General features: G+C 73.7%; 22 protein-coding genes. 8 read left to right on the forward strand and 14 right to left on the reverse strand.

The window, feature by feature from the left end:
* Positions 1–32: 32 nt before the first annotated feature.
* From ACVGV0_RS17590 to mraZ, 4 genes are all read right to left on the reverse strand, one after another.
* Positions 33–1,895, reverse strand: a complete 1,863-nt coding sequence (locus tag ACVGV0_RS17590; RefSeq protein WP_459156784.1) for a peptidoglycan D,D-transpeptidase FtsI family protein — start codon at positions 1,893–1,895, stop codon at positions 33–35.
* Positions 1,895–2,776, reverse strand: coding sequence for an FtsB family cell division protein (locus ACVGV0_RS17595; RefSeq protein ID WP_459156785.1), 882 nt, complete (start codon positions 2,774–2,776; stop codon positions 1,895–1,897). Before ACVGV0_RS17595 ends, ACVGV0_RS17590 begins: the two co-directional genes overlap by 1 nt.
* A complete protein-coding gene (gene rsmH, locus ACVGV0_RS17600) occupies positions 2,776–3,783 on the reverse strand; it encodes a 16S rRNA (cytosine(1402)-N(4))-methyltransferase RsmH (protein ID WP_459156786.1) in 1,008 nt (335 codons plus the stop codon). The genes ACVGV0_RS17595 and rsmH overlap by 1 nt, the downstream gene beginning before the upstream one ends.
* A gap of 414 nt (positions 3,784–4,197) precedes the next feature.
* Positions 4,198–4,629 carry a division/cell wall cluster transcriptional repressor MraZ gene (gene mraZ / locus ACVGV0_RS17605; protein ID WP_459156787.1) on the reverse strand — a complete coding sequence of 144 codons (432 nt, stop codon included), beginning with the start codon at positions 4,627–4,629 and terminating at the stop codon, positions 4,198–4,200.
* A gap of 582 nt (positions 4,630–5,211) precedes the next feature.
* On the opposite strand from mraZ, the gene ACVGV0_RS17610 reads away from it, so the two are divergent.
* The 3 genes from ACVGV0_RS17610 (at position 5,212) to ACVGV0_RS17620 (ending at position 9,929) form a co-directional block, all read left to right on the forward strand.
* The gene (locus ACVGV0_RS17610; RefSeq protein ID WP_459156788.1) at positions 5,212–6,348 is read left to right on the forward strand and encodes an AAA family ATPase; all 1,137 of its coding nucleotides are present in this window, start codon (positions 5,212–5,214) and stop codon (positions 6,346–6,348) included.
* 78 nt (positions 6,349–6,426) lie between these two features.
* Positions 6,427–7,671, forward strand: a complete 1,245-nt coding sequence (locus ACVGV0_RS17615; protein ID WP_459156789.1) for a DUF58 domain-containing protein — start codon at positions 6,427–6,429, stop codon at positions 7,669–7,671.
* The gene (locus ACVGV0_RS17620; protein ID WP_459156790.1) at positions 7,668–9,929 is read left to right on the forward strand and encodes a transglutaminase family protein; all 2,262 of its coding nucleotides are present in this window, start codon (positions 7,668–7,670) and stop codon (positions 9,927–9,929) included. The genes ACVGV0_RS17615 and ACVGV0_RS17620 overlap by 4 nt, the downstream gene beginning before the upstream one ends.
* Positions 9,930–10,098: 169 nt before the next feature.
* On the opposite strand, the gene ACVGV0_RS17625 is transcribed toward ACVGV0_RS17620, so the two are convergent.
* Positions 10,099–10,512: a DUF3040 domain-containing protein gene (locus ACVGV0_RS17625; protein ID WP_459156791.1), complete on the reverse strand. Its 414-nt coding sequence runs from the start codon at positions 10,510–10,512 to the stop codon at positions 10,099–10,101.
* Positions 10,513–10,744: 232 nt separating this feature from the next.
* On the reverse strand, positions 10,745–11,476 hold the full coding sequence (locus ACVGV0_RS17630) for a class I SAM-dependent methyltransferase (protein ID WP_459156792.1): 732 nt from the start codon (positions 11,474–11,476) through the stop codon (positions 10,745–10,747).
* A gap of 102 nt (positions 11,477–11,578) precedes the next feature.
* On the opposite strand from ACVGV0_RS17630, the gene ACVGV0_RS17635 reads away from it, so the two are divergent.
* Complete coding sequence (locus tag ACVGV0_RS17635) at positions 11,579–12,415, forward strand: ParA family protein (RefSeq protein WP_459156793.1); 837 nt, start codon at positions 11,579–11,581, stop codon at positions 12,413–12,415.
* Between the two features lie 30 nt (positions 12,416–12,445).
* On the opposite strand, the gene ACVGV0_RS17640 is transcribed toward ACVGV0_RS17635, so the two are convergent.
* The 6 genes from ACVGV0_RS17640 to pgsA form a co-directional block, all read right to left on the reverse strand.
* On the reverse strand, positions 12,446–13,708 hold the full coding sequence (locus tag ACVGV0_RS17640; RefSeq protein WP_459156794.1) for a uracil-xanthine permease family protein: 1,263 nt from the start codon (positions 13,706–13,708) through the stop codon (positions 12,446–12,448).
* A 198-nt stretch (positions 13,709–13,906) separates the two neighbouring features.
* A complete protein-coding gene (gene pspM / locus ACVGV0_RS17645; RefSeq protein ID WP_459156795.1) occupies positions 13,907–14,785 on the reverse strand; it encodes a phage shock envelope stress response protein PspM in 879 nt (292 codons plus the stop codon).
* Between the two features lie 11 nt (positions 14,786–14,796).
* Positions 14,797–15,627: a PspA/IM30 family protein gene (locus tag ACVGV0_RS17650; protein WP_459156796.1), complete on the reverse strand. Its 831-nt coding sequence runs from the start codon at positions 15,625–15,627 to the stop codon at positions 14,797–14,799.
* 347 nt (positions 15,628–15,974) lie between these two features.
* Complete coding sequence (locus tag ACVGV0_RS17655) at positions 15,975–16,472, reverse strand: helix-turn-helix domain-containing protein (RefSeq protein ID WP_459156797.1); 498 nt, start codon at positions 16,470–16,472, stop codon at positions 15,975–15,977.
* Positions 16,473–16,714: 242 nt separating this feature from the next.
* Positions 16,715–17,215 (reverse strand): CinA family protein, encoded by a 501-nt coding sequence (locus ACVGV0_RS17660; RefSeq protein ID WP_459156798.1) that lies wholly within the window; start codon positions 17,213–17,215, stop codon positions 16,715–16,717.
* A complete protein-coding gene (pgsA, locus tag ACVGV0_RS17665) occupies positions 17,212–17,841 on the reverse strand; it encodes a CDP-diacylglycerol--glycerol-3-phosphate 3-phosphatidyltransferase (RefSeq protein ID WP_459156799.1) in 630 nt (209 codons plus the stop codon). Before pgsA ends, ACVGV0_RS17660 begins: the two co-directional genes overlap by 4 nt.
* Before the next feature lie 270 nt (positions 17,842–18,111).
* Here pgsA and ACVGV0_RS17670 point away from each other — a divergent pair, with 270 nt between their 5' ends.
* The 3 genes from ACVGV0_RS17670 (at position 18,112) to ACVGV0_RS17680 (ending at position 20,015) form a co-directional block, all read left to right on the forward strand.
* Positions 18,112–18,615, forward strand: a complete 504-nt coding sequence (locus ACVGV0_RS17670; protein ID WP_459156800.1) for an amino-acid N-acetyltransferase — start codon at positions 18,112–18,114, stop codon at positions 18,613–18,615.
* Between the two features lie 171 nt (positions 18,616–18,786).
* On the forward strand, positions 18,787–19,308 hold the full coding sequence (locus ACVGV0_RS17675) for an amino-acid N-acetyltransferase (RefSeq protein WP_459156801.1): 522 nt from the start codon (positions 18,787–18,789) through the stop codon (positions 19,306–19,308).
* Between the two features lie 119 nt (positions 19,309–19,427).
* Positions 19,428–20,015, forward strand: coding sequence for a phospholipase (locus tag ACVGV0_RS17680; RefSeq protein ID WP_459156802.1), 588 nt, complete (start codon positions 19,428–19,430; stop codon positions 20,013–20,015).
* A 34-nt stretch (positions 20,016–20,049) separates the two neighbouring features.
* Here ACVGV0_RS17680 and ACVGV0_RS17685 read toward each other — a convergent pair whose 3' ends face one another.
* Complete coding sequence (locus tag ACVGV0_RS17685) at positions 20,050–22,737, reverse strand: FtsK/SpoIIIE family DNA translocase (RefSeq protein ID WP_459156803.1); 2,688 nt, start codon at positions 22,735–22,737, stop codon at positions 20,050–20,052.
* 262 nt (positions 22,738–22,999) lie between these two features.
* Between ACVGV0_RS17685 and ACVGV0_RS17690 the strand changes: the two genes are divergently transcribed.
* Positions 23,000–23,866 carry a lysophospholipid acyltransferase family protein gene (locus ACVGV0_RS17690; RefSeq protein WP_459156804.1) on the forward strand — a complete coding sequence of 289 codons (867 nt, stop codon included), beginning with the start codon at positions 23,000–23,002 and terminating at the stop codon, positions 23,864–23,866.
* A gap of 23 nt (positions 23,867–23,889) precedes the next feature.
* On the opposite strand, the gene ACVGV0_RS17695 is transcribed toward ACVGV0_RS17690, so the two are convergent.
* Positions 23,890–25,266: an APC family permease gene (locus tag ACVGV0_RS17695; protein ID WP_459156805.1), complete on the reverse strand. Its 1,377-nt coding sequence runs from the start codon at positions 25,264–25,266 to the stop codon at positions 23,890–23,892.
* Positions 25,267–25,370: the final 104 nt, after the last annotated feature.

Below are 25,370 nucleotides of genomic sequence, written 5' to 3' on the forward strand. Positions count from 1 at the left end.
GGGCCGAGCCCCGCCGCCGCGGCGACCGGGCCTCACAGCGGTTTGTCCGCGCGCAGCTTCTGCTCCGGCGCCGGCGGTGACAGCGGCAGGTGGTGGCGCTGCACCAGGTAGGCGCCGATGTCGTGGAACAGCGGCGCGGCCGTCGTCGAGGCGTGGCCGCCCGCTCGCGGGTTGTCGAGCATGATCCCGATGACGTACCGCGGGTTGTCCGCCGGGAGCATCCCCGCGAACGTGATCCAGTGCTTCGACTGGCTGTAGCAGCCGCACTCCGGGTCGACCTGCTGCGCGGTACCGGTCTTGCCCGCGACCTGGTAGCCGGGCAGCGCCGCGTCCGACCCGGTGCCCTCCTGCACCTCGTTCGGGGACTGCACGACCGCGCGCAGCATGTCCCGCACGGTGCTCGCCGTCCGCGGGCTCACCACGCGCACGCCCTCCGGCGGCTGGTGCCGCACCGTCGTGCCGTCCGGTTTCTCCTCGGAGCGGATGATGCGCGGCGGCACGCGCACCCCGTCGTTGGCGATCGCCTGGTACATGCTCGCCATCTGCAGCGCGGTCATCGACAACCCCTGCCCGATCGGCAGGTTGGCGAACGTGGTGCCCGACCAGTCCTCGCGGTCCGGGTACGTGCCCGCGGACTCGCCGGGCAGTTCGATGCCGGTGCTCTGCCCCAGCCCGAACTTCTCGGCGATCTCGTTGAACCGCTCCGGCCCCAGCTCCTGCGCCACCTGCAGCGTGCCCACGTTGGAGGACTTGCCGAGCACACCGGTGAACGTCAGCGGAATCGTGCCGTGCTGCCAGGCATCGCCGATCGTCCGGTCCGCCACCTTGATCTTCCCCGGCACCTGCAGCACCTGGTTCGGGCGGACGATGCCGTTCTCGATCGCCGCCGCCGCCGTGATCACCTTGTTCACCGATCCCGGCTCGAACGGCGAGCTCACCGCCGGATTGCCCAGGCCGTCCCCGCCCCAGTCGTTCGAGCTCGGATCGAAGGTGCGGTCGTTGGCCAGCGCGCGCACCTGCCCCGTCTTGGCGTCCAGCACCACCGCGCTGCCGCTCTCGGCCTGCACCCGCCGCGCGTAGTCCGCGAGCTTGCGCTGCACCATGAACTGCAGGTCCGCGTCGATCGTGAGCCGGAAGTCCGACCCCGGAACCGCGGGTTCCAACTCCTGGGTCCCCGGGATGACCACGTCCGACGTGCCGCGCGCGGTGTCGGCGATCTGCACCCCGTTCTTGCCCGCGAGCTCGTCGTCCAGGGACATCTCCAACCCGATCAGCCCGCGGATCTTGCGCTCGTCCATGCGCCAGTTCGCGCCACCGATGATGTCCCCGGCCACGCTGCCCGCCGGGTACTCCCGCGAAGCCCGGTACTCCGAGCCGATCTGCGGGTACTCCTCGGTGATCTTGCGGGCCTGGCCGGAGTCGATCGGCGTGCCGAAGTAGGTGAACTGGTCATCGCTGAACAGCGCCGTGCGCACTTCCTTCGCCGGGATCCGGCCGCCGGTCACCTTCGCGACGAACCGCGCGATCTCGTCCTTGTACTGCTTCGGCGTGGGCGAGGACGGGTCCTTGGCGCGCTCCTCGCGCAGCGTCTCGGTCAGCTGCTGCGGATTCGCGTACAGCTGCTGGCTCTCCCCGCTGAACGCCAGCACCGCGCCGTGGCGGTCGCTGATCGTGCCGCGCTCGGCCGGGACGTCCTGCTTGCTGACCCGCTGCTGCTCGGCCTGCTCGGACAGCGCGCTGGCCTCGAAGGCCTGCACGTGCACGAGCTTGACCGTGGTGAGCGCGAGCAGCGTCACCATGACCACGGACGCGGTGCGCAGCCGCAGCCGGCTGCCCCCGACCTCGGGCCGGCCGGACTTCTTGCGCCGCGGGAAACCCCGCCTGCCACGCGCCATCACGGAACTCCCGCGGAACGCGTCCCGGGGGTCTCCTGCGCACCCGAGGCGGACTGCGCAGCGCCCCGCGCGTTCCCGCCGTCGGCGCCCCGGCCCTCGCCGGCGAGCCCGGCGGCCTGGTCCGGCGCGTCCTGCGCAGCTCGTCCACCGTCCTGATCGGACTGCGGCCCGCCCCCGCGACCGTTCTGCTCGCCCCGCTGACCGGCGGGCTCGCGCGGAGGTGGTGGCGGTGCCGGGGCCTGCGCCTGCTCCGGCTCACCGATCACCTGCACGGAACCGTCCGGGCGCTGCACGAGGTGCGCCGGCATCGGACCGGGAACCATGCCCTGCTGCTCGGCGCGGCGCTGGATCATCGGACTCGAGTTGAGCGTGTTGACCTCGCGCACCAGCTCCTCCTTGCGCTCGCTCAACGAGTTCAACTCGGCTTGCCCCTGCTGCAGGTGGTAGCTGCCGCTGACCGCGGCGATCGACAACCACAGCGTGGCGGCCAGCCCCACGCCGAGCAGCGTCATGACCACGCCCACCAGCGGGATGCGGTCCACCGCGCTGCGCAGCCGCAGCACCGCGGGGGAGGACTGCGGGGCCGCGCGCTGGGACCGCGCCGACCGCTGCGCGCCCTGCGGCGTCCCCTTCACCGCCTGCCGGGACTTGGCTCCCTGCCCCGTCCGCCCCGCGGACTTGGTGCCCTGAGCCGTCCGCTCCGCGGACTTGGTGCCCTGCCCCTTCCCCGAGGGCGCGCTCCGCCCGCCGCGGCGCGAGGTGCGCTGCCCCGCGTTCGCGCGGGACCGGCGCTCCTCGCGGGGGGCGGTGTCCTCGGTGGCGCTCCGGGCTGACTGGGAGCGCTTCTGCCCGGTCCGGTTGTTCCGCGTCGGTGCGGTCATCACGCCTCCGTAGCGTCGTCGGCGTCCGGCGGAATGCGCTCGACAGCACGGAGCCGCACTGACGCCGCTCGTGGATTGGCCGCTCTCTCCTCCTCGCCGGCCTGCTCGGCGCCGCGGGTCAGCAACCGCAGCTCCGGGCCGTGCCCCGGTAATTCGACGGGCAGGTCCACCGGCGTGCGGGACCGGGAGCGCTCGGCGAACTCGCGCTTGACCGCCCGGTCCTCGAGCGAGTGGTACGACAGCACTGCCATCCGACCGCCCGGCGCCAGCGCGTCCACGGCCGCCGGCAGCGCGTCGGCCAGCACCTCCAGCTCGCCGTTGACCTCGATGCGCAGCGCTTGGAACGTGCGCTTCGCCGGATGGCCACCGGTGCGGCGCGCTGCGGCGGGCACGGCGTCGTAGATCAGCCGCACGAGGCGCTCGCTGCGCTCGAACGGCTCCTCGGCGCGCCCCCGCACGATCGCCTGCGCGATGCGCGCGGCGAACTTCTCCTCGCCGTAGGTCTTGAGCACGCGGGTGAGCTCCCCGGCGGAATAGGTGTTGAGCACCTCCGCAGCGGTGCGCTCAGCCGTGGTGTCCATCCGCATGTCCAGCGGCGCGTCCTGGGCGTAGGCGAAACCCCGCTCGGCCTCGTCGAGCTGCAGCGAGGACACGCCGAGGTCGAACAGGACGGCGTCCACCGTGGACACCTCGTGCTCGGCGAGCACCTCGGCCAGCCGGTCGTAGCGGGCGTGCACCAGGCGCGTCCGGTCGGCGTAGCCGCGCAACCGCTGCCCGGACATCCGCAGCGCCGCCGGGTCGCGGTCCAGCCCGAGCAGCGTGACACCGGGGTGCGCCTGCAGCAGCGCCAGGGCGTGCCCGCCCATGCCCAGGGTCGCGTCGACGACCACGGCGGACTCCCGCCGCAGCGCCGGCGCGAGGAGTTCCAGCGTGCGCTCCAGCAGGACCGGAACGTGCCGGTCCGCAGGAGAGGCGCCGGATCCCCCCTCGTCGCGTCGTTCGGCCACGGCTGTCCCCCTTCTCTCCCGTGCGCCGGAATGCGGTGCACCTGCCGGCCCCTCGCCGGTGCGGTGCGCTGTTGTTCGGCTCGGCCCGCGACGCTCCCCCGCGGGCTCGCGGACGCGCCCTGCCGCGGCGCTCCCGCGCGGCGGGCGCGACTTCCGGACGTGCTCCGCGGCGTGCTCGCGGGACGCTGCACCCGGAGCCGCGCAACCCACCGAACACGCCTGCACGCGGAACCTCCCACCTGCGCGCACGCCGATGGCGTGCCGGCGCCCTCGTCCTCGCGTGACGGATACCGCCAGGTCCCCGCCCGCTCGTCGCGTCCTGACGCCGGGGAAGGTGCGTCAGGCGTGCGATAACCGAGCGGACCGAGGCCGAACGGCACCCGAAACGGTGGCGCCGCGCCGGAAGTCCCGGCCTCAGAACACGCCGGGCAACACCTCCTCCTGCGCCTGCGCGCACGCCTCCTCGTGCTCGTCCAAGTAGGACTGCCAGCGCTCGGCGTTCCAGACCTCGAGGCGGTTGATCGCGCCGATCACCACGCACTCCTTGTGGAGATCGGCGTAGCGCCGCAGCTCCGCAGCGATGGAGATGCGGCCCTGCCCGTCGGGCTGCTGCTCGTCGGTCCCGGCGAACAGGTAGCGCTGGTAGGCCCGCACGGTCTCGTTCGTGAACGGGGCCTCGGCGAGCTTGCGCGCCATCTGCTCGAACTCCGCGCGGGGGAACACGAACAGGCAGTGGTCCTGCCCCTTGGTGACCATCAACCCCCCTGCGAGCGCTTCCCGGAACTTCGCCGGCAGCGTGAGCCGGCCCTTGTCGTCGAGTCGTGGGTGGTGGGTTCCGAGGAACATCCCGGGCCACCTCCCCACAGTGAGGACACTCCGCACCGCTCCGGACGAACGCGCCGACCACCCGGGGCGCCCCGGACGACCCGAGCACGGCGGACGCACCGGCTACCGTCCGCGGGAACCTCGATCACTCCCGGTTGGACCGGAACCTCGTGAACCGGCACCCACCCCGTGAACCGACAGCCTGCGATTCGATCTCCCCACTGCGCACCACAGTACCCCACTTCGCTCCACCGTCAACACGAAACACCGCGGCACGACCGCACTCCTTCGAGGCATTTGTGCTGGTGAAAGCAGGTGGGAGACAGTGGGGCGGCGGTGGGGAGCTCCGCCGCCCGGCGCGTCGCGACCGCGGGCGCGGGACCCGAGCGCCGCGCCCGCGCGGAGCCGACGGCATGATCCGGGCGGCACCTCCGGCGGTTATGCTCGGCTGTCGCCCTCGGACCGGTCGCCGGCGGACGGCGGGGACGCCGCGCCACCGGCCGAGCAACAGCACAACGCAGCACGCCCGGTGCACCAGCGCGGCCGCGAGCGCCCCTCGCCGAGCACGACCGCCCGAGTCCGACCCGTCCTTGGAGGCCACCCATGCGCGACCCGTTCCCCTCCCGTCTCGCCGAGACGAGCGGGCAGTCGGCGCCCTCCGGCGGTCGCGCCCGCGGCGAGAGCACCGAACCCCTCGCCGGGTCCGGGCACGGCACCGGGTCCGGACACAACGCGGAGTCCGGCAGCACCACCGGGACCGGCAGCAGCCGCACCGACCGGGGCGTCGAACCGGACGCGGCGGCCCTGGCCGACACGATCCACCGCATCGCCGCGAACGTGGAACGCGTCGTCGTCGGCAAGCCCGAGGTCGTGCGCATCGCCCTGATCACCCTGCTCTCCCAAGGACACCTGCTCATCGAGGACGTGCCCGGGGTCGGCAAGACCTCGCTGGCGAAGGCGCTGGCGCGCTCGATCGACTGCTCGGTCAGCCGCATCCAGTTCACACCCGACCTGCTCCCCAGCGACGTCACCGGCGTATCGGTCTACGACCGCAACTCGGACTCCTTCGAGTTCCACCCGGGTGCGGTCTTCGCGAACATCGTCGTCGGCGACGAGATCAACCGCGCCTCCCCCAAGACCCAGTCGGCGCTGCTGGAGTGCATGGAGGAGGATCAGGTCACAGTGGACGGCCAGACGTACCCGCTGGCCGCGCCGTTCATGGTGGTGGCCACGCAGAACCCGGTGGAGCTGGAAGGCACCTACGCGCTGCCCGAAGCCCAGCGCGACCGGTTCACCGCCCGCGTGTCGGTCGGCTACCCGACCGCCGAGGCGGAACTGGCCATGGTCGACGAGCACTCCGGCCACCAGCCCCTCGAGGAGCTCTCGCCGGTGACCGATGCCGAGCGGGTGCACGAGCTCGCGCGGGCCGTGCGCGTGATCCACATCAGCACCGAGCTGCGCCGCTACGCCGTCGAGCTCGTCGCGGGCACCCGGTCGCTGTCCGAGCTGCGCCTGGGCGCCTCCCCCCGCGCCACGCTGCACCTCGTGCGCGCCGCCCGCGCGCACGCCGCCCTGTCGGGGCGCTCCTACGTCATCCCCGACGACCTCCACGAGATCGCCGTGCCGGTGCTGGCGCACCGGCTCGTCCTCACCAGCGAGGCCCGCTCCGCGCGCAAGTCGGCAGCGGAGCTGGTGCGGCGGCTGCTCCGGGACGTCCCGGTGCCGCGCAACGCGGGATAGAGTGCGCGTGCCGGGCTCCGGCGGCGTCACCACCATCCCACCGCGTGCGATCCGAATGAGGGGCGAGACTGATCGTTGATGCTGTCGGGCCTGACGCTCCGCGGGCGCTGCCTGCTGGCGGCCGGACTGGCCGCGGTGGTGAGCGCGCTCCTGCTCGACGAGCGCGACCTGCTGCGCGTGGCCGCCTTCGTGCTCGCCCTCCCGCTGCTGGCCGCGACGTGGACCCTGCGCACCCGGCGCGCGCTGCGCGCCCGGCGTGAGGTCGCACCGGCGCGGGTGGAAGCGGGGCAGCCGGTGCGGGTGCGCCTGGAGATCACCGCCACCAGCCGCCTGCCCTCCGGCGGACTGGTCCTGTCCGACCACACCCCGCACGGCCTGCCCGCGGCGAGCCACTTCCGGCTGGACGCGCTGCCCCGGCACGCCCCCGCTGCGGTGCACTACACCGTGCACCCCCGGCTGCGGGGCCACTACCGGTTGGGGCCGCTGACCACCCGCGTGGCCGACCCGCTCGGCATGTCCGAGGCGCGCGAGGAGATCGCCGGGCCCTCGCGGTTGACGGTGCTGCCGCGGACCGTGCCGCTGCGGGGGATGTCGCCCGGCGCGGGCCACGGCCAGGGAGCCCGCGGGCGCAGCCGCCCGCACCCGGGGCAGGGCGTGGAGGACGCGATGGTGCGCGAGTACCGCCGCGGCGACGACATGCGCCGGGTGCACTGGAAGTCCACGGCGCGCCGCCAGGAGCTGATGGTGCGGGTCGACGAGCACCCCTGGCACGGCGGCACCACCGTCCTGCTGGACCGCCGGGGCCCCGCCCACCGCGGCAGCGGCGCCGAGTCGAGCGTCGAGTGGGCCGTCTCGGCCGCCGCGAGCATCTGGTTGCACCTGCGCGCCTCGGGCCGCCCGGTGCAGCTGATCACCGAGGACGACCAGCAGCTGGACACCGCGGCCGCCGGACCGAACGGCGATGACCGCGTGCTCGACGCGCTGGCCGGGGTGCGCACCAGCGCGCACCGCGACCTCGGCTTCACCGACGACCCCGGTGACGGGCAGGAGCTCATCGCCGTGCTCGGCGAGCTCACCGCCCCCGGTGTGGCCGAGCTCAGCCGGCTGCGCCCGGAGGGGACGCAGAGCCTGGCGCTGCTGCTGGACGTGGGCCGCTGGTCCGGGCAGCCGTTCGGCGGCGCCGATCCGTACCGCGCCGCGGACCGGCTGCGGGCGAGCGGCTGGACCGCGGTGGTCGCCACGCCCGGCACGTCCGTGGCGGCGGCGTGGCAGCTGCTGTGCTCGGCCGAGGGCGCCGAGGCCGCGGAAGGGGTGACGCTGTGAACCCGCGCTCGTGGCGGCTGGACACGTCGCTGCTGGCCGCGCTCGCCGGCGCGGCGGCCGTGCTGTGCGCCTCGGCGGCGTTCGCCGGTGTGCTGGCCGACGTCTCCTGGGTGGCCCCGGCGTTCGGCACCGTGCTCGGCGTCGTGCTCGTCGGCGTGCTCGCCCGCGCCCTGCACTGGCACCCGGCGCTGGTCGTGCTCGCCCAGCTCGTCGGGCTGGCGCTGCTGCTGAGCGCGCTGTTCTCCGACCGCGCGCTGCTCGGGTTCGTGCCCACCGCGGACAGCCTCGGCGAGTTCGCGGAGCTGCTCGGCCGGGCGGGCGAGGTGGTGCGCACCGGAACACCCCCGGTCCCGGCGGAGCGCGCGCTGCGCTGCCTGCTGTGCCTGAGCCTGGGGATCGTGGCGGTCGCGGTGGACGCGATCGTCGTCGCCGCCCGTTCCGCGGCCGTGGCCGGGCTGGTGCTGCTGTGCGTGTTCGCGATCCCCTCGGCGCTGTCGGGCGACCTGCTGCCGTGGTGGACCTTCGCGCTGGCCGCCGCGGGGTTCTCCCTGCTGCTCACCGCCGACCCGCGGCAGCACCACTGGCGCGCGCGGGAGCGCCCCGGTCGCGTGCTCCGCGGCCTGCTCGGCCCCGCCGGGCTGAGCGCGGTGGCGATCGCCGCCGTCCTCGGCCTCCTCAGCGGCGTGGTGTTCACCGGAGTGGGCACGCAGGGCCGGTTCCCCGTCGGTGGCCCCAACAGCACGACCCGCACCGAGGGCATCGGGCTGCGCCCGTTCACCTCGCTGCGCGGCCAGCTCACCCAGGACGACCCGACCGAGCTGTTCCGCGTGCGCGGACTTCCGGAGGGCACGTACCTGCGCGCGATGACGCTGCGCAACTTCGACCCGCGCCGGGGCTGGTCGCTGGCGGGGCTCACCCGCGGCGTCCCGGCCGGCCCGCAGCTGCCGACGCCCGAGGGCACCTCGATCACCGAGGGCGAGCGGGCCCGGGTGCGGATCCAGCCGGTCAGCTACCGCGACCCGTGGCTGCCGGTCTTCGGCACCCCCACCGGCGTGTCCGGCATGGGGCCCGGGTGGCGCTACGACCCCGCCGCCGGGATCGTGTTCACCCAGCGCAAGCAGGACAGCCAGGCCTACACCGAGCGGATGGTGCTGCCCGCTCCCAGCGCCGAGGACCTGCGCAACGCCGACGGCCCGGTGGCGGTCGCGCCCGCGTACCTGGACACGCGCGGGATCCCGCGCCGGGCGGGCGACCTCGCCCGGCGGATCACCGCCGACGCGCCCACCGACTTCGACCGCGCGGTCGCGCTCAACCGGTTCTTCACCGACTCGCGGAACGGCTTCACCTACGACGAGAGCACCGGACCGGCCTCCGGGACCGACGGTCTGAGCGAGTTCCTGTTCCGCAACCGGCGCGGCTACTGCGAGCAGTACGCCTCCGCGATGGCGGCGATGCTGCGGCAAGTGGGCATCCCGTCGCGCGTCGCCGTCGGCTTCACCCCCGGAACGCCGAACGGGGAGGGTGAGCGCAGCATCACCACGCAGGACGCGCACGCCTGGGTGGAGGCCTATTTCCCCGGCTGGGGGTGGCAGACGTTCGACCCGACACCGCTGGACGACGGGCGCACCGACGTGCCGCAGTATCTCGACCAGCAGCCGCCGCCCCCGCCGGACGGCACCCCGCCGAGCGGGGAGGACTCCCCCCCACCGGAGGAGACCGGCACCCCCGCACCCCAGGACCGTCCCGAGCCTCCGCAGCCGGACGCCGCGGGCGGGCGCGGCGACGCGCCCGCCTGGCCTGCGGTGCTCGCCAGCGTGCTCGTGCTCGCCGCTGCCGCGTGCGGCGTTCCCGCCGGGGTGCGGCGGTTGCGGCGGGAGCGGCGGCGCCGCGACGCCGCAGCTGGCGGTGCCGAGGCCGCGGGGCAGGCGTGGCGCGAGGTGGAGGACGCGTTCGCCGACCGCGGGTCGGTGCTCGGTTCCTCGGAGACGGCGCGGACGGCCGCGGCTCGGCTCGCCGAGCAGCACGGGCTCGACGAGCCGAGCCGGCGCGCGCTGCGGCAGCTGGTCCACGTCACCGAGCACGCCTGGTACGCCCCGGCCGGAACGCCCGCCGTGCCGCAGCCCGCCCCGGACGAGCTGCGGACCGCGGTGGACGCGGTCCTCGACGGGCTGCACCGGGCCGCACCGCTGCCGTGGCACCGGCGGCTGTTCCCCCGGTCGGTGCTGGTGGGACGGCGCGGCCTCCTCCCCCGGCGCTGATCCCTCCCGCGGTGCCGGCCTCCCGCGGTGCTGGAGCGCTCGCCGCGCGCACGAATTCGCCGGCCGCGACTCGGCGCGGCCGGCGAGGACGGCACTACCGGGACTCCGCTGTCACCGGGGCTCTGCTGTCGTTGGGGCTGTCGTCGGGGTTCCTGCTGCCGCCGGGGCCCTACTGCTCGAACCGCCGTCGGAGGCGGTCCTCCATCCGCTGCGAGAGCGAACCGCGAGCACGTGGCTCACGTTTTTTTCGTCCACCCCCGCCCTCTCGCTCACCTGTTCCCTGTGCGCCGTTCTCCTCGTCGCCACCACCGCGCATGGCGGTGAAGGCGAACACCGCTCCGGCGAACATCACGAGGAAGCCGACCACGCTCACGACGGGGATGTCTGCCGGTTTGACCGGTATCACGACACCGACCACCAGCAGCACCAGGCCGAGCGCGAACACGACGCCGCCCTGCAGGCGGCGCCGGCGGGACGGCCGGTGCACTCGTCCACGGACGGTGGACGCGAACTTCGGGTCTTCGGCGTAGAGCGCGCGCTCGATCTGGTCGAGCATTCGCTGCTCGTGCTCGGAGAGTGGCATGGCTCCTCCTCCGGCACAGGTCTGTCGGTGGCGCCGGGAACCCGCACCACCACCTGGGTGCGAGCCGGTCCGGCGAACGCTTGGGGGCGTCATTTACGAGGATACGGTGCCCGCGACGCGACGACTACCCGGTCCCGGTGCCGAGGCGGTGCGAGGTTGCCGACATCATCCCCTCGGGGCAATGATCTTGCCATCGCGGCGGTACGCCAGCGCAACCGGGGGATGCCCGGGATCAGCCGACCACGCGTCCGATGCCGTGCAACCGGGTCGCGATGTCCCGCAACGGGGGCTGCGCCGAGGACGCGCGCTCCAGCTCCAGCAGCGCCTCGAGCGCCTTCGGGTTGGTCTCAACGGTGGAACCCGGGACCAGGTCGCTGAGCACGCCCTGCCCCTGGATCAGCTCCACGTCCAGCCCCGACTCCGTCAGCGCCGCGGTGAGGCTCTCCGTGTCGAACCGCCGCTGCAGCGGCTCGGCCGAGTCCGGCACCCGTCCGTCGGCATTGCGGTACAGGCTCAGCGCGTCCGGCAGGCGCCCCGCGAGAGCGCGCCCCAGCACGGCCGCGTACCGGTTGGCGACGAGGACCGACACCGCACCCGCGGGCGCGGTCGCCGCGATCATGGTGCGCAGCGAAGCAGCCACGTCGTCGACGTACTCCAGCAGCCCGTGGCCGAGCACGAGGTCCGCCCCGCCCTGCAGGGGCGGGTTCTCCAGCGCATCGGTGTCCCCCTGCACCGGGTTGATCCACTCGGAGACGCCCGCCTCCGCCGCGCGGCGCTGCAGCATCGCCAGCGCGTTCGGGCTGGGGTCGACGACCGTGACCACGCAGCCCGTCGCTGCGAGCGGCACGGCCCACACGCCGCTGCCACCACCGACGTCGAGCACCTGGGGCGGGTCACCTCCCCTGCGGTGCCGCGCCTCGGCGAGTTCGTCTTCCAGCACGCGGTGGACTGCGTCGGATCGCATGGCCCGAGCGTAATCCGAGCCCGCAGCGCACCTCGCGGCGGCGTGCCGGTGCGATCACGACGCCTGCCCAACACTCCCGAGCGGCCCGTAGGCTGCGGAACCGTGCAGACGGTGGCAGTGCTCAGCCTCAAAGGCGGCGTAGGCAAGACGACCGTGACGCTCGGACTGGCTTCGGCCGCGATGCGCCGCGGTGTGCGCACCCTCGTGGTGGACCTCGACCCGCAGTGCAACGCGACGGCGTGCCTGGAACCCGGGGAGACCGAGGCCGACCTCCGCGACGTCCTCGCCGACCCCGGCGCGGCGACGTTGCGCGCCGCGATCAGCCCGACCTCGTGGGACGAGGACGTCGACGTCCTCGTCGGCTCCGAGGGCGGCGCGCAGCACGACGGCGACGGCGGCGCGCACCTCACCGGGCTGACCGCGGCGCTGTCGGCGCTGGCCGCCGAGCAGGACGAACCGCCCTACCAGCTCGTCCTGGTGGACTGCCCTCCCTCGCTGGAGCGGACGACCCGCGCGGCGCTCGTCGCCGCCGACCGCGCGCTGCTCGTCACCGAACCGACCATCTTCGCCGTGTCCGGGGTCCAGCGCGCCTTCGAAGCGGTGCAGGCCGAGCGGGAGGCGCGCAACCCGGACCTGCAGCCGCTCGGGGTCGTGGTCAACCGGATCCGCGCGCGCTCGCAGGAGCACCAGTTCCGCGTGGAGGAGCTGCGCGAGATCTTCGGCCCGCTCGTCATGCCGGTGTCGCTGCCGGACCGGCTCGCCGTGCAGCAGACCCAGGGCGCCTGCGTGCCGATCCACCGCTGGGACACCCCCGGGGCCCGGGAGATCGCGCTGGGCTTCAACCTGCTGCTCGCCCGGACCCTGCGCGCCGGCGGCCGGCCCGCTTCCGAGGCCGCGCCGGAGGACGACGAACCCGACGAGGAGGACCTCGAGGTCTGACGTGCCGGGACGCCGAGGGGGCGGTGCGGCTCAGCCGCGCAGGTCGGCGATCCGGCGCAGCAGCGGGTAGAGCACGACGATGCCGACCGAGCCCCACACCAGTCCGGGGATGCGCAGCCCGCCGAGCGACAGCGTCAGGTCGCCCACCGCGGCGAGCAGCGCCGTCCCGAGCACGAGGAGGTTCACCGGATCGGCCAGGTCCGCTCCGGACTCGGCGAGCACCCGCACCCCGACCAGCGCCAGCAGACCGCCCAGCGCGAGCAGCACGCCTCCCACCACGCCGGGCGGGATCGTGTTCAGCAGCGCGCTGACCTTCGGGCAGAACGACACGAGCACCGCCACGACCGCCGCGGCGAAGCACGCGGCCGTGGAGTAGACGCGCGTGGCCGCCATGAGCCCCACGTTCGGCCCGGAGTTGCTCAGCGCGGCACCACCGCCCGCTGCGGAGAGCGCCGTGGCCGCCCCGCCCCCGATGAGCGCGTTGCCGATGTGCGGGTCGAGGTCCCGGTCGCTGCTGACCGCGACCGCCTTGATGTGCGCGACGTGCTCGGCGACGAGGACGATCACCAGCGGCAGCAGGTAGGGCATCACCGTCAGGTGGATCTCCGGCGCGACGAACTCCGGCAGCCCCACCCAGGGCGCCGCGTCCAGCCGCGCCGCCCGCTCGGCCGGGACCGCTCCGGTGAGCGCGCCGTGGGCCCAGCCCGCCGCGACGCCGAGCAGCACGCCGCTGCGGCGCAGCACGCCCCGGCTGCACGCGGTGACGAGCACGATGGTGCCCACGGTGACCACTCCCGGAGCGGCGCGGCCGTCGAACGCGGAGACCGCGCGGGGGGCGAGGCTGGCCCCGAACATGAGCACCACGGTCCCCGTGATCACCGGTGGCAGGGCGGCTTCGAGCAGACGCACCCCGAGCGCCTTCACGGCCACGCCCACGGCGACCACGGCCAGCCCCACCGTCACGATGCCGCCGAGCAGCGCCGCCGGACTGGCCCGCCCGTGCTCCACCGCAGCGTTCAGCGGCACGACGAACGCCAGCGAGGCACCGAGGTAGGCGGGCACGCGGTAGCGCGTGAGGACCAGGAACAGCAGCGTGCCCAGTCCGGAGAACAGCAGCGCGGTGGACGCGGGAAAGCCCGTCAGCAGCGGCACCAGCATCGTGCTGCCGAACATCACCACCGCGTGCTGGATCCCGAAACCGATCGTGACCGGCCAGCTCAGCCGCTCCTCGGTAGCGACGACAGCATCGCGCAGCGGGCGCCGACCGTTGCCGTGCACGGTCCACAACGCCACGTTGCCTCCCCCGACACATTCCAGGCATCAGAACGACGAGCTGTCACGCCTAGTAGCGACATCGGGGAGATTACTCGATCAGCTCACACAATCAAGCCATTGAGGTAGGCGAGGAGAACCACACTGGTTTACGACGAGTGACCGAGCGCGGTCGGCCTCCGAATGCCGGGGCCCTGGTGCCGGAGCCCCTGCGGCGACTCAGCGGGACTCGTCCTCCTGCGAGGGCCGCTCCAGCGGCTCCCCCTGCGGGGGACGCTCCAGCGGTGGCGCGGTTCCTCCCGCGCCCGCATCGCCGAGGACCTCGCGCAACCCCGCGGCGAGACCGGCCAACCGGTCGGTGGCGTCCTGCAGCAGGTCCCGCTGCTCCGGCGCGTCGCTGGCCGCGACCGCGCGCCCGGCCGCGGCCACGAGCTTGCCGTACTCCTCGACGCCCTCGTCCAGTTCGCCGCGCAGCCGCCGCACGTCCTCGTCCAGCTGCGCCCGCTGCTCGTCCGGGACGTGCTCGCGCGCGGCCTCCACGGCGACGAGCCGGTCCGCACCGTGCCGCAACTCCCGGGCCGTGGCGTCCGCCGTGCCCCGCGCCTCGGTGACCGCGACGCTGTCGGAGACGACAGCGGCCCCGCGCAACCGCTCCAGGGCCTGGTGCAGGCTCTGCTCCGCGTCGCGCAGCCGGCGCATCGGCTCCCGCGCCGCGGAGTCGCTCGGTGGCAGCTCCACCGGCTCCGGCGCGGCCTCGGGCAGCGGCTCGCGCTTGAGCCTGCGGTAGCGCAGGCCCGCCCCCACGGCACCGGCGCCGCTGAGCACGGCCAGACCGCCGAAACCCGTGGCCGCGGAGTACTGCAGGAGGGCCGGGACGAAGTCGGCCATCCCCGAACCGACCGCGCCCGCGCCGAACACACCCGTCGCGAGACCGCCACCGGTGGCCGTGCGCTTGGCCCAGCGGCGCTTGCGCAGCAAGCGCGCGCGGGGGTCGCGCCACCGCGCGACCCGCTTGCGCACCTCGGGCAGCACCTCCTGGCCGACGCGGGTGGCCGTGGAGAACCCCCACTCGACCAGCTCGCGCTTACCCCGGCCCACGACGACTCCCCTCAGGCCTGGTCGGCCTGCGGGTTCTGCCGCTGCTGCGGCTGCGCCGCGGGCTCGTCCGCAGCGCCGCTCGCGCCACCGGTGACCTGCTGCTGGTCCTTCGTCCCGCTGCTGCCCAGCGAGGCGCGCAGCTGGTTGAGCCGGTTCGCCCCCGCCGCGTCGATCGAGGCCTGCTCGACTTCGGCCATCCGGCCCTCGACGCTGTTCTGCGCCAGCTCGGCCTCACCGAGGGCGGTGCTGTAGCGGTTCTCGATCTTGTCCCGCACCTCGTCGAGCGTCGGCGTGCTGCTGTCCGCGGTGTTCATGTTGTTCATCTGCTTGAGCGAGGACGAGACCTGCTCCTGCATCTTGGCCTGCTCCAGCTGGCTGAGCAGCTTCGTCCGCTCGGCGATCTTCTGCTGCAGCTGCTGGGAGTTGCGCTCCACGGCCTGCTTGGCCTGCTCGGCGGCCTGCAGGGCCTGGTCGTGCATCGACTTGAGGTCCTCGACGCTCTGCTCGGCGCTGACCAGCTGGCTCGCGAACTGCTGCGCGCTCTGCTCGTACTTCTGCGCCTGCTCCTCGTCGCCCTGCGCCCGGGCGTCCTCGGCCATCTGCAGCGCCTGCTTGGCCGAGGACTGGAGCTTCTCCACCTCGCCGAGCTGGCGGTTGAGCTTCATCTCCAGCTGCCGCTGGTTGCCGATGACCGAGGCGGCCTGCTGCGAGAGGTCCTGGTGCTGCCGCTGCAGTTCCTCGATGGCCTGCTGGATCTGCACCTTCGGATCGGCGTGCTCGTCGACCTTCGACGAGAACGACGCCATCAGGTACTTCCAGAACTTCACGAACGGGTTGGCCATCTCCTCCGCCTGCCTTCTGTCCCCTGCTCGGCTGCCGTCGCCGGACCACAGCACGACCCCGTGCACGTGGGCTGCCCCACGTGTCCATCGTGTCAGGTGACCGCCACCGCTTCCACCGAGCCGGGAAGATCTTCGGAAATTTGCCGCGAGCTTAACGAGGATCACCACTGCGCGCCCGCAGGGGCCTCGTTTCGCTCGTCAGTGCGACAGCCCCGCACCGCGGAGCGACAGCCCGCAGCGCGAAGGCCCGCCGAACTCCCCGCAGGAACCGCCCCGGGCGGAACGCACGCCCGGCACGGGCGCTTCCCGGCGCGGGACGCAGCGCGCCCCGCGCCGGGTGCCGCCGCTCAGGCGGCGACGACGACGTCCTTGCGCACCGGTGCGTCGATGCGGTGGCTGAGCATCGACTGGAGGTACAGGTCTCCGGCGCTCCCGTCCGCGGTGGCCCGTGGCTCCGCATCGACGAGCTCGTCGGCCCAGTCGGAACCGGCCGCTCCGGACCGGGCGGCGGCGCCGGCCAGCTCCCCCTCGGGCAGCTGCGCACCGAGCAGGCTCGGCACGAGCTGGTCGCCCCCGGTGGCGCCCTGGCCGACGACCTCCGGCGCGACCACGCCCTTGTCCAGATCGCCGGCGACGGTCACCAGGAGTTCCGGAAGTGGGAGGTCCAGCGCGTCGCAGATGGACGCGAGGAGCTCGCTGGAGGCTTCCTTGCGTCCTCGCTCCACCTCGGAGAGATAGCCGAGGCTCACCCGAGCCGCGTGCGAGACGTCCCGCAGGGTGCGGGACTGAGCGGCCCTGGCGCGGCGCAGCCGTTCTCCGACCGCTTCCCGCAACATCACGGTCATCGCGCGCCTCCCTTCGTCCGTCGCCTCCGTCGCGACGTGTGAACGCACCCTACGTTACTCATCCAGCGGCCTTAACGAGAACGATCCAAGCCAAGTCCGCCGAGGGCGAACGACTCGCACGCGTGCACAACCCTTCCGTCTCGCGATCCTCGCTGCGGCGTCGGTCGACTCCGCACGGCACCACCTCGGCAGGCCCCACCACCTCGGCACGGCGGCGGAGGCGGTGCCCCGTCCCGCCCACACTACTGGGTAGAACGCACCGACCGGTCCAGCTGTTCCAACGCCACCCGAACGGCGGCAGCGCGGACCTCGTGCCGATCTCCCGGCAGGCGGACGCTGCGCACCGCGCTCGTGTCCGGACCTGCCACGCCGACGTGCACCGTGCCCGGCGGGACGCCGTCCTGCTCGCTCGGGCCGGCCACCCCGGTCAGCCCCACTCCCCAGTCCGCTGCGCAGCGACGGCGCGCTCCCGCCGCGAGCATCCGGGCCACCTGCGGGTGCACCGCGCCGTGCTCGTCGAGCACCGCGCGGTCGACCTCGGCGAGCTCGGCCTTCAGGTCCGTCGCGTAGACCACGAGTCCACCGCGGACGACCTCGCTCGCACCGGCGACGCCGGTCAGCGCCGCGGTCACCAGTCCCGCGGTGAGCGACTCGGCGGTGGCCGCCGTCTCGCCCCGCGCGCGCAACCGGTCGAGCACGCGCGCCACCGCTGCGGGGTCGAGCCCGAGGGCCTCCGGGCTCATCGGCCCTCCCCGCCCCGCCGGCTCGCGGCGCGGAGGCGCACCGCCTGCACGGCGTAGTCGGCGCCCGTGCCGACGGTCACCAGCAACGCGGCCGCGAGCAGCGCCCAGCGCGCGGGGTCCAGCGCGTCCACGGGGACCAGGTAGAGCACGATCGCGACGGTCTGCAGCAGCGTCTTGAGCTTGCCACCCCGGCTGGCGGGGATCACACCGTGCCGGATGACCCAGAAGCGCAGGACCGTGACCAGCGCCTCGCGCCCGATGATCACCGCGGTGGCCCACCACCACAGCTCGCCGAGCACGCTGAGCCCGAGCAGGGCGGAACCGGTCAGCGCCTTGTCCGCGATGGGGTCGACCACTTTGCCGAAGTCGGTGACCAGCCCCCGCCTGCGGGCGAGGTCGCCGTCGACGCGGTCGGTGACCGCGGCGAGCACGAACACGGCCGTGGCCACGACGCGCCAGAGCGCGTCGTGCCCGCCCGCCCAGAACAGCGCGAGGAGGAACACCGGTACGAGCACGAGCCGCACCACGGTCAGCACGTTGGCGATGTTGAGCAGCGGCACGGGAGACGCCCCGGACCCACCAGCCCCTCCGGCTGCTGGGTCGGATGCCGCGCGGTCGGCCGTCATCGTCACTCCCCGAACCGTGCTCTTGGGACCGCGGTCACCACTCGTGCTCCGACGGGTGCCGCTCGCCCTTCCGTGATCACGCCGCGTCGCCGGCGATCACGCGGCAGCGTGACACTTCGCCCATCGGCGACCCTCCCAGGATCGAGCACGGGTCCCGGAGCGTCCACGTCGGGGTCCTCCTCGGACCGCGCCGCTGCCGGGCGCGGGGCCCGCCGCCGCAGTTCCGACCACCCGCATCGCCCGCCATTCGGCACGTTACCCTGGAAAAACGTGAATGAATCGGTACAGGTGCGGCCAGCTCGAGCGGCTGACGTCGAGGCCGTGAAGGGGCTCGTCGACCACTACGCCGGCACGGCCGTCCTCGGCGCGGACCTGGCCACGCTGCACGAGAACCTCGGGGAGTTCTCCGTGGCCGAGCTCCGCGGCACCCTCGTCGGCTGCGGCGCGCTGCACGTGCTCCGACCCGAGCTCGGCGAGATCCGCACGGTGGCGGTCGACCCGCAGCACCGCGGCGCCGGCATCGGGCGCGCGCTGCTGGACCTGCTGCTGCAGCGCGCCCGCGGACGGGGCCTGCGCTGGCTGTTCGCCCTCACCTTCGAGACCCGGTTCTTCGGCCGGCACGGCTTCCAGTCCGTGCGCGAAACGCCGCTGCCCGCCGACGGCGCCACGGAGCCCGCGCACTCGGAAGGCGTGGCGCAGTACCTCGACCTCACCCGCGTCAAGCCCAACACGCTGGGCAACACGCGCATGCTGCTCGAACTCGACGCGGCGTAGCGGCCGCGCGGCAGGCGCACCCCTGCCATCTCCGAAGGCCCCGGAGCGCGCGCACCGGGCCACATCCGCACGGGGCCGCCCGCGCGTCGGGACGCGCACCGAGACCCCCGCACCGGAGCGCGTGCCGGGACGCGCCGGGAGGAGGCTCGACGCGAGGTCTACGATGAGCGCATGAATGACTATGCAGGGTCAGACATAAACATCCGGCGTGCGCGGATCCACGACGTCCCCGGGATCAAGGACCTCGTCGACTCCTACGCCGGTCGCGTCCTGCTCGCCAAGGAGCTCGTCACCCTCTACGAGGACGTCCAGGAGTTCTGGGTCGCCGAGCGCGGCGACGCCCTCCTCGGCTGCGGTGCCCTGCACGTGCTCTGGGAGGACCTCGCGGAGATCCGCACCGTCGCGGTGAGCCCCGCCGCCCGCGGGCACGGCGTGGGCCACCACCTCGTCGGACGGCTCATCGGTCTGGCCGAGGAACTCGGCCTCCCCCGCCTGTTCGTGCTCACCTTCGAAACCGCGTTCTTCGCGCGGCACGGCTTCCGGCCGATCGAGGGCGCCCCGGTCAGCCCCGAGGTCTTCGCCGAGATGCGCCGCTCCCAGGACGAGGGCGTGGCCGAATTCCTCGACCTGGCCCACGTGAAGCCCAACACCCTCGGCAACACGCGCATGCTGCTCGACCTCGACGGCGGGTGAGCGCGGAACCGCGCGATCACCCGGGCGGACCAGCTCGACGCGGCCGCGCATCCCGCGTTCCGGCGATCTCGGCCGCGAACACGCAGACAGCATGATCGCGACGCGGTATAACACCGTCCGTGATCACGACCACTCAGCGAAGCACCCGCACGCGCGGACGCCTCCGCCGCGGCCTGGTCGCCGTCGCCGCCGCCGCGAGCCTGCCCGTCACCGGCCCCGTCGCCTCCGCCGCCCTCGACCCGCCGCAGCTGCGGGCCGCCACCGACGAGTACCTGTTCCACACCGGACTCGACGACTTCGCCGCCGCGCACGAACGAGCTCCGCACGCCGACCAGCTCGACTGGTCCTCGGACGGGTGCTCGGTGGCCCCCGACGAGCCGCTGGGCTTCGACTTCACCGCCAGCTGCTGGCGCCACGACTTCGGCTACCGCAACTACCAGCTGCAGCAGCGGTTCAGCGAGGACAACCGCGCCCGCATCGACGAGAACTTCCGCGCGGACATGACCGGCACGTGCGGCGTGAACCCGCTGTGCCACGGCACCGCGCAGGTCTACTACTGGGCGGTGCGGGAGTTCGGCGACGTCGCCACGTCCACATCGGACGCCGTCGAGCGGGCGCGCATCCGGCCGGTGCACGCCGACGGCCGCATCGTCGGCTTCCGGGCCGTCGACGAGTCCGGCGATCCCGTCACCTTCACCGCGCGCTGAGGCCACCGCACGGCGGGCCCGGCCGACCTCCGGTTCACTCCCCGGAGTCCTCGGCCGGGCCGCCGCGGATCGCGGTCAACGCGCTGTCCAGCTCCTCCGGCTTGATCAGCACCTCGCGCGCCTTCGACCCCTCGGAAGGGGCGACGACACCGCGCGATTCGAGCAGGTCCATCAGCCGCCCCGCCTTGGAGAACCCGACCCGCAGCTTGCGCTGCAGCATCGACGTCGACCCGAACTGGCTGGTGATCACCAGTTCCGCGGCCTGCAGCAGGACCTCCAGGTCCTCGCCGATGTCCGAGTCGACCTGCTTGCCCTCCCCGCTCGCCTTGGCGGTGGTGACGCCGTCGGCGTAGTCCGGCTCCGCCTGGTCCTTGGCGAAGGCCACCAGGCGGTTGATCTCCTCGTCGGAGACGTAGGAGCCCTGCGCGCGGATCGGACGCGACGCCCCCATCGGCAGGTAGAGCCCGTCGCCCATGCCGATGAGCTTCTCCGCTCCCGGCTGGTCCAGGATCACGCGCGAATCGGTCAGCGAGGAGGTCGCGAACGCCAGCCGCGACGGCACGTTCGTCTTGATCAGACCGGTCACCACGTCCACCGACGGCCGCTGCGTCGCCAGCACCAGGTGGATCCCGGCGGCGCGCGCCTTCTGCGTGATCCGCACGACCGCGTCCTCCACGTCGCGCGGCGCGGTCATCATCAGGTCCGCCAGCTCGTCGACGATCGCGAGGATGTAGGGGTACGGCCGGTACTCGCGTTCGCTGCCGGGCGGCGCGGTGATCTCCCCGGAGCGGACCTTCGCGTTGAAGTCGTCGATGTGCCGCACCCGGTTGGCCTGCATGTCCTGGTAGCGCTGGTCCATCTCCTCGACCAGCCACGCCAGCGCGGCCGCCGCCTTCTTCGGCTGGGTGATGATCGGCGTGATCAGGTGCGGAATCCCCTCGTAGGGGGTCAGCTCGACCATCTTCGGGTCGATGAGGATCGCCCGCACCTCCTGCGGGGTGGCCCGGGCCAGCAACGACACCAGCAGCGAGTTGACGAAGCTGGACTTGCCGGAACCGGTCGAGCCCGCCACGAGCAGGTGCGGCATCTTCGACAGGTTCGCGGTGAGCATCTGCCCCTCGATGTCCTTGCCCAGGCCCATCACCAGCGGGTGCGGGTCCTTGGCGGCCTCGGGCGAGCGCAGCACGTCGGCCAGGTGCACCACTTCGCGGTCCGAGTTGGGCACCTCGATGCCGACGGCCGACTTGCCGGGGATCGGGGTCAGCAGCCGGATGTTGTCGTTGGCCACCGCGTAGGCGAGGTTCTTCGTCAGCTGGGTGATCTTCTCGACCTTCACCCCCGGCCCGAGCTCGACCTCGTAGCGGGTGACCGTCGGCCCCCGGGTGAAGCCGGTGACCTGGGCGTCCACCTTGAACTGCTGCAGCACCCCGGTGATGGCCTCGATCACCGCGTCGTTGGCCTTGCTGTGCGTCTTCGGCGCGGCACCTTCCTCGAGCATGTCCAGCGGCGGGAGCTGGTAGTCGCCCTCGACCGTCCGGCTGATGCGGAGCTTGCTGCCCCCGTCGTCCGCGCCGCCGTCCGCGGCACCGGCCCCCTCGGCACCGGCGCCCTCGGCGACGGGTGCGCTCTGCTTCCCCTTCGCCGCGGCCGCTCCGGCGTCCTCCGCCGCAGCGGTGCGCGCGGTCGCCGCGTGCTCCTCGGCCGCGGCGGTGTCCCCGGCGCCCTCGCGGTCCTCGGCCATGGCGGCCTGGCGGCGCCGCGAGGGGCGGCGCAGCGAGACCGCGGAGGGGTCGGCTTCCTCGAGCTCACCGCGCCCGCCGTCCCGGCGGCGCGGCGAACCACCGGTCCCCTCCTCCGGCTCGGCCAGCTGCCGCAGCCGACGCGGCACCTCGCGCACCGGAGTTCCCGTGAGCACGAGCAGTCCGAACAGGCCGATGAGCACGAGCACGAGCACGGCCACCCACCCGGACAGCCCGCGCGCCAGCGGGCCGCCGGCCACGAAACCGAGCGCACCTCCCGCCTCGGGCCACAGCTCCGGCCGGAAGGGGTTGCCGCGGACGATGTGCAGCACGCCGAGGGTGGGCAGCACCAGCACCGCGGAGCCGACCACGACGCGCGGGCGCGCTTCGGGGTCCGTCTCGGTGCGCATCAGCAGCACCGCGGTCAGCGCCAGCACGATCGGCAGCACCACGACCGCCGAGCCCACGGCCGCGCGCAGACCGCCATCCATCCACTCGCCGACCGGTCCGCCCGCGTGCGCCCACACGCCCGCCGCCGCGATCACGGCGACGGTCAGGAACAGCAGCGCCAGACCGTCCCGGCGGTGCGCCGGGTCGATGTCGCGGGTGCGGCCGAGCGCGCGCAGCACCCGGCCCGCGGCGCGCGCGGCACCGCTCGGGCGGTGCGTCCTCTTCGGCGCGGAGCTCCGCGACCGCCCACCGCCCCCGGAGGACTTCGCGGGGGACTTCTTCGGTGCGGAGGACTTCGCGGAGGAGTTCTTCGGCGGGGACTTCCGCGCCGACGAGCCGCCCTTCGACGACGAGCCGCCCTTCGACGACGAGCCACCGCCCTTCGACGCGCCGCCCTTCGCACCGGTGGAACGGCCGCGCGCGGATCCGCCGCTCCCGCCGGTGCTCTTCGACCCCGCGCTCTTCGACGGCCCCGTGCCCTTCGCTCGGGAGCCGGTGGAACGCGTCGCGCTTCCCGAAGTTCGGCTCGCCATGCCCCACACGGTATCCCGCTGCACCACTGCCGTCACACCAGCCACAACCCCGCCCGCGCGGAGGTGCCAGCCCGAACGGATCGCGGCGGCGTTGCGGCAGCTCCACAACCCCGCCCGCGCGGAGGTGCCCGGTGGGAGCAGGCTGCGGGGTTCGTCGACCACCGCAACCGCGCCAGCGCGCGGAGGACCGCGCCGCGGCACGTCGGCCGCGGACCCCGGCTGGCCGGTCACCCGGAGCCGGCCGGCGTGCGATCCTGTGGGCATGGTGGCCGTTCCACCCGCACCGGATGAACCGACCCGCCCGGCGGCGGACGAGCAGCACCGGAGCCGCCCCGGCCGCGCAGCGCGGGGCCGTGCCGAGGCGCCGCTGCTGTGGCGGGCGCTCACCCGGCTCGACCGCGGGATCGTCGCCGCGACCGGGCGGCTCGACATCACCGGTTCCCCGCCGGAACCCACCCCGGGCAGGCCGCTGCTGCTCGTGCCCAACCACATCGGCAACGCCGACGCGCTGGTCGTGCTCGCCGCCTGCCACCGACGCGGACTGGCACCGCGGTTCCTCGCCACCGGCGGGCTGTTCGACTTCCCCGTGCTCGGCACCGTGCTCCGGCGCTGCGGGCACGTCCGCGCCGACCGGGGGAGCCGGCACGTCACCGCCGCGCTGGCGGTCGTGGTGGAGACGCTGCGGCGGGACCCGCGTCCGATCGTGGTCTACCCGGAGGGGCGGATCACCACCGAACCGGGGATGTGGCCGGAACGCGGCAAGACCGGCGCGGCCCGCACGGCCCTGGCCACCGGTGCCACGGTCGTGCCGGTCAGCCAGTGGGGCGCGCACGAGATCCTGCCCTACGAGCTCCCGCACGTCGCCACCGCCGCCGAAGCCTGGACGGTGGTGCGCAGCTGGCTGCGCGGCGTGCGCCGGCGCCCCGCGCTGCGCGTGCGGTTCGGGCCCGCGGTGGACCTCGAGGGGCTCGACCCCGGGCGGGCCGGCGACGCCGCCCGCGCGCACGCGCGGATCATGCGCGCGCTCACCGCGGGCGTGGCGCGGCTGCGCGCGGACGAACCCGAACGGCCGCGCCACCGGGATCCCACCCGGCCGGCCACCGGGAAACCCTGCCCCTGGCGGGAGTGACGCCGGGGCCGCTGCCGCCCGGCTCAGGGCATCCGCTCCGGGGCGGCGGGCTCGGCCGGGCGCGCGGAGGGCCACCACCGCAGCACGAGGTTGTTGACCACCCAGAGCACCAGCCCCGAACCGAGCAGCACACCGGCGACGACGTACTCGGTGGTGTCGCGGCCGGTGAACGGGCTCGCGAAGAACGCGCAGCACACCGCACCGAGCACGGGCACGGCGGTGGGGGCGCGGAAATGCTCGTGCTCCGCCGGGTCTCGGCGCAGCACGAGCACCGCGACGTTGACCACGGTGAACACGATCAGCAGCAACAACGAGGTGGTCCCGCCGAGCACGGAAATGTCCAACGCCGCGACGAGTCCGACGCCGAGCAGGCTGGTGAACAGGATCGCCACCCACGGCGTGCGGCGCTGCCGGTGCACGAGCCCGAACTGGCGGGGGACGAGATGCTCGCGCGCCATCCCGTAGAGCAGTCGGCTGGCCATCATCATGTTGATCAGCGCGGAGTTGACGACCGAGATCAGGGCAATCGCGGCGAACGCCAGCAGCGGGAACCACGGCGCGCTCGCGCGCACGACTTCGAGCAGGGGCGCGGTCGAGCCGTCGAGCACCGAGGTGGGCACGAGCACCGCGGAGGTGGTGGCGACGAGCACGTAGACGCCGGTGCACACGGCGATGCCGAGCAGGACGGCGCGGGGAAAGGTGCGCACGGGATCGTGCGTCTCCTCGACCATGTTCACCGAGTCCTCGAAGCCGACCAGGGAGAAGAAGGCCAGTGCGGTGGCCGAGGTGACCCCGAAGAACGCCCCGGCCTCGCCGTTGAACTCGACGAGCCGGTGCGGTTCGCCCGCTCCTTGCGCGATCGCGCCGAGACCGAGGGCGACGACGATCAGCAAACCGGTGATCTCCACGCAGGTGAGCAGCACGTTGAGCTTCACAGAGACGTTCGCGCCGCGGTAGTTCACCCACGCCAGCAACGCGAGGAAGGCGCAGGAAACCAGCGTTTCCGGTGCGCTGATGAACTCCTGCAGGTAGTCACCGCTGAACGCGTCGGCGGCCGAGGCCGCCGAGGTGATCCCGGAGCACATCACGGCGAAGGCCACGAGGAAGGTGAGCAGGTGCACGCCGAAGGCCTTGTGCGTGTACAGCGCAGCCCCCGCGGCTCGCGGGTACTTGCCGACGAGTTCCAAGTAGCTGAACGCGGTCAGGAACGCCACGACGAAAGCCACGACGAACGGCACCCACAGGGCGCCTCCGACGAGGCCGGCGACCTTCCCGGTCAGCGAGTAGATGCTCGCGCCGAGGATGTCGCCCACGACGAACAGCAGCAGCAGTTTCGGCCCCATGACCCGCACGAGCCGGGCTTCGCCCGGCGGCGCGTCGGGGGAAGTCGTCTCAGGCATGCAATGCAGGTTGCCTTAAGCATGAGATATGCAACAACAGGTGCCTCGCTCTGATTCGGTTGCGCCCGCCGGGAGGAAGCGCGGCGCGGACACCCGCGACCGCT

This window comes from Salinifilum ghardaiensis (genome assembly GCF_054491345.1).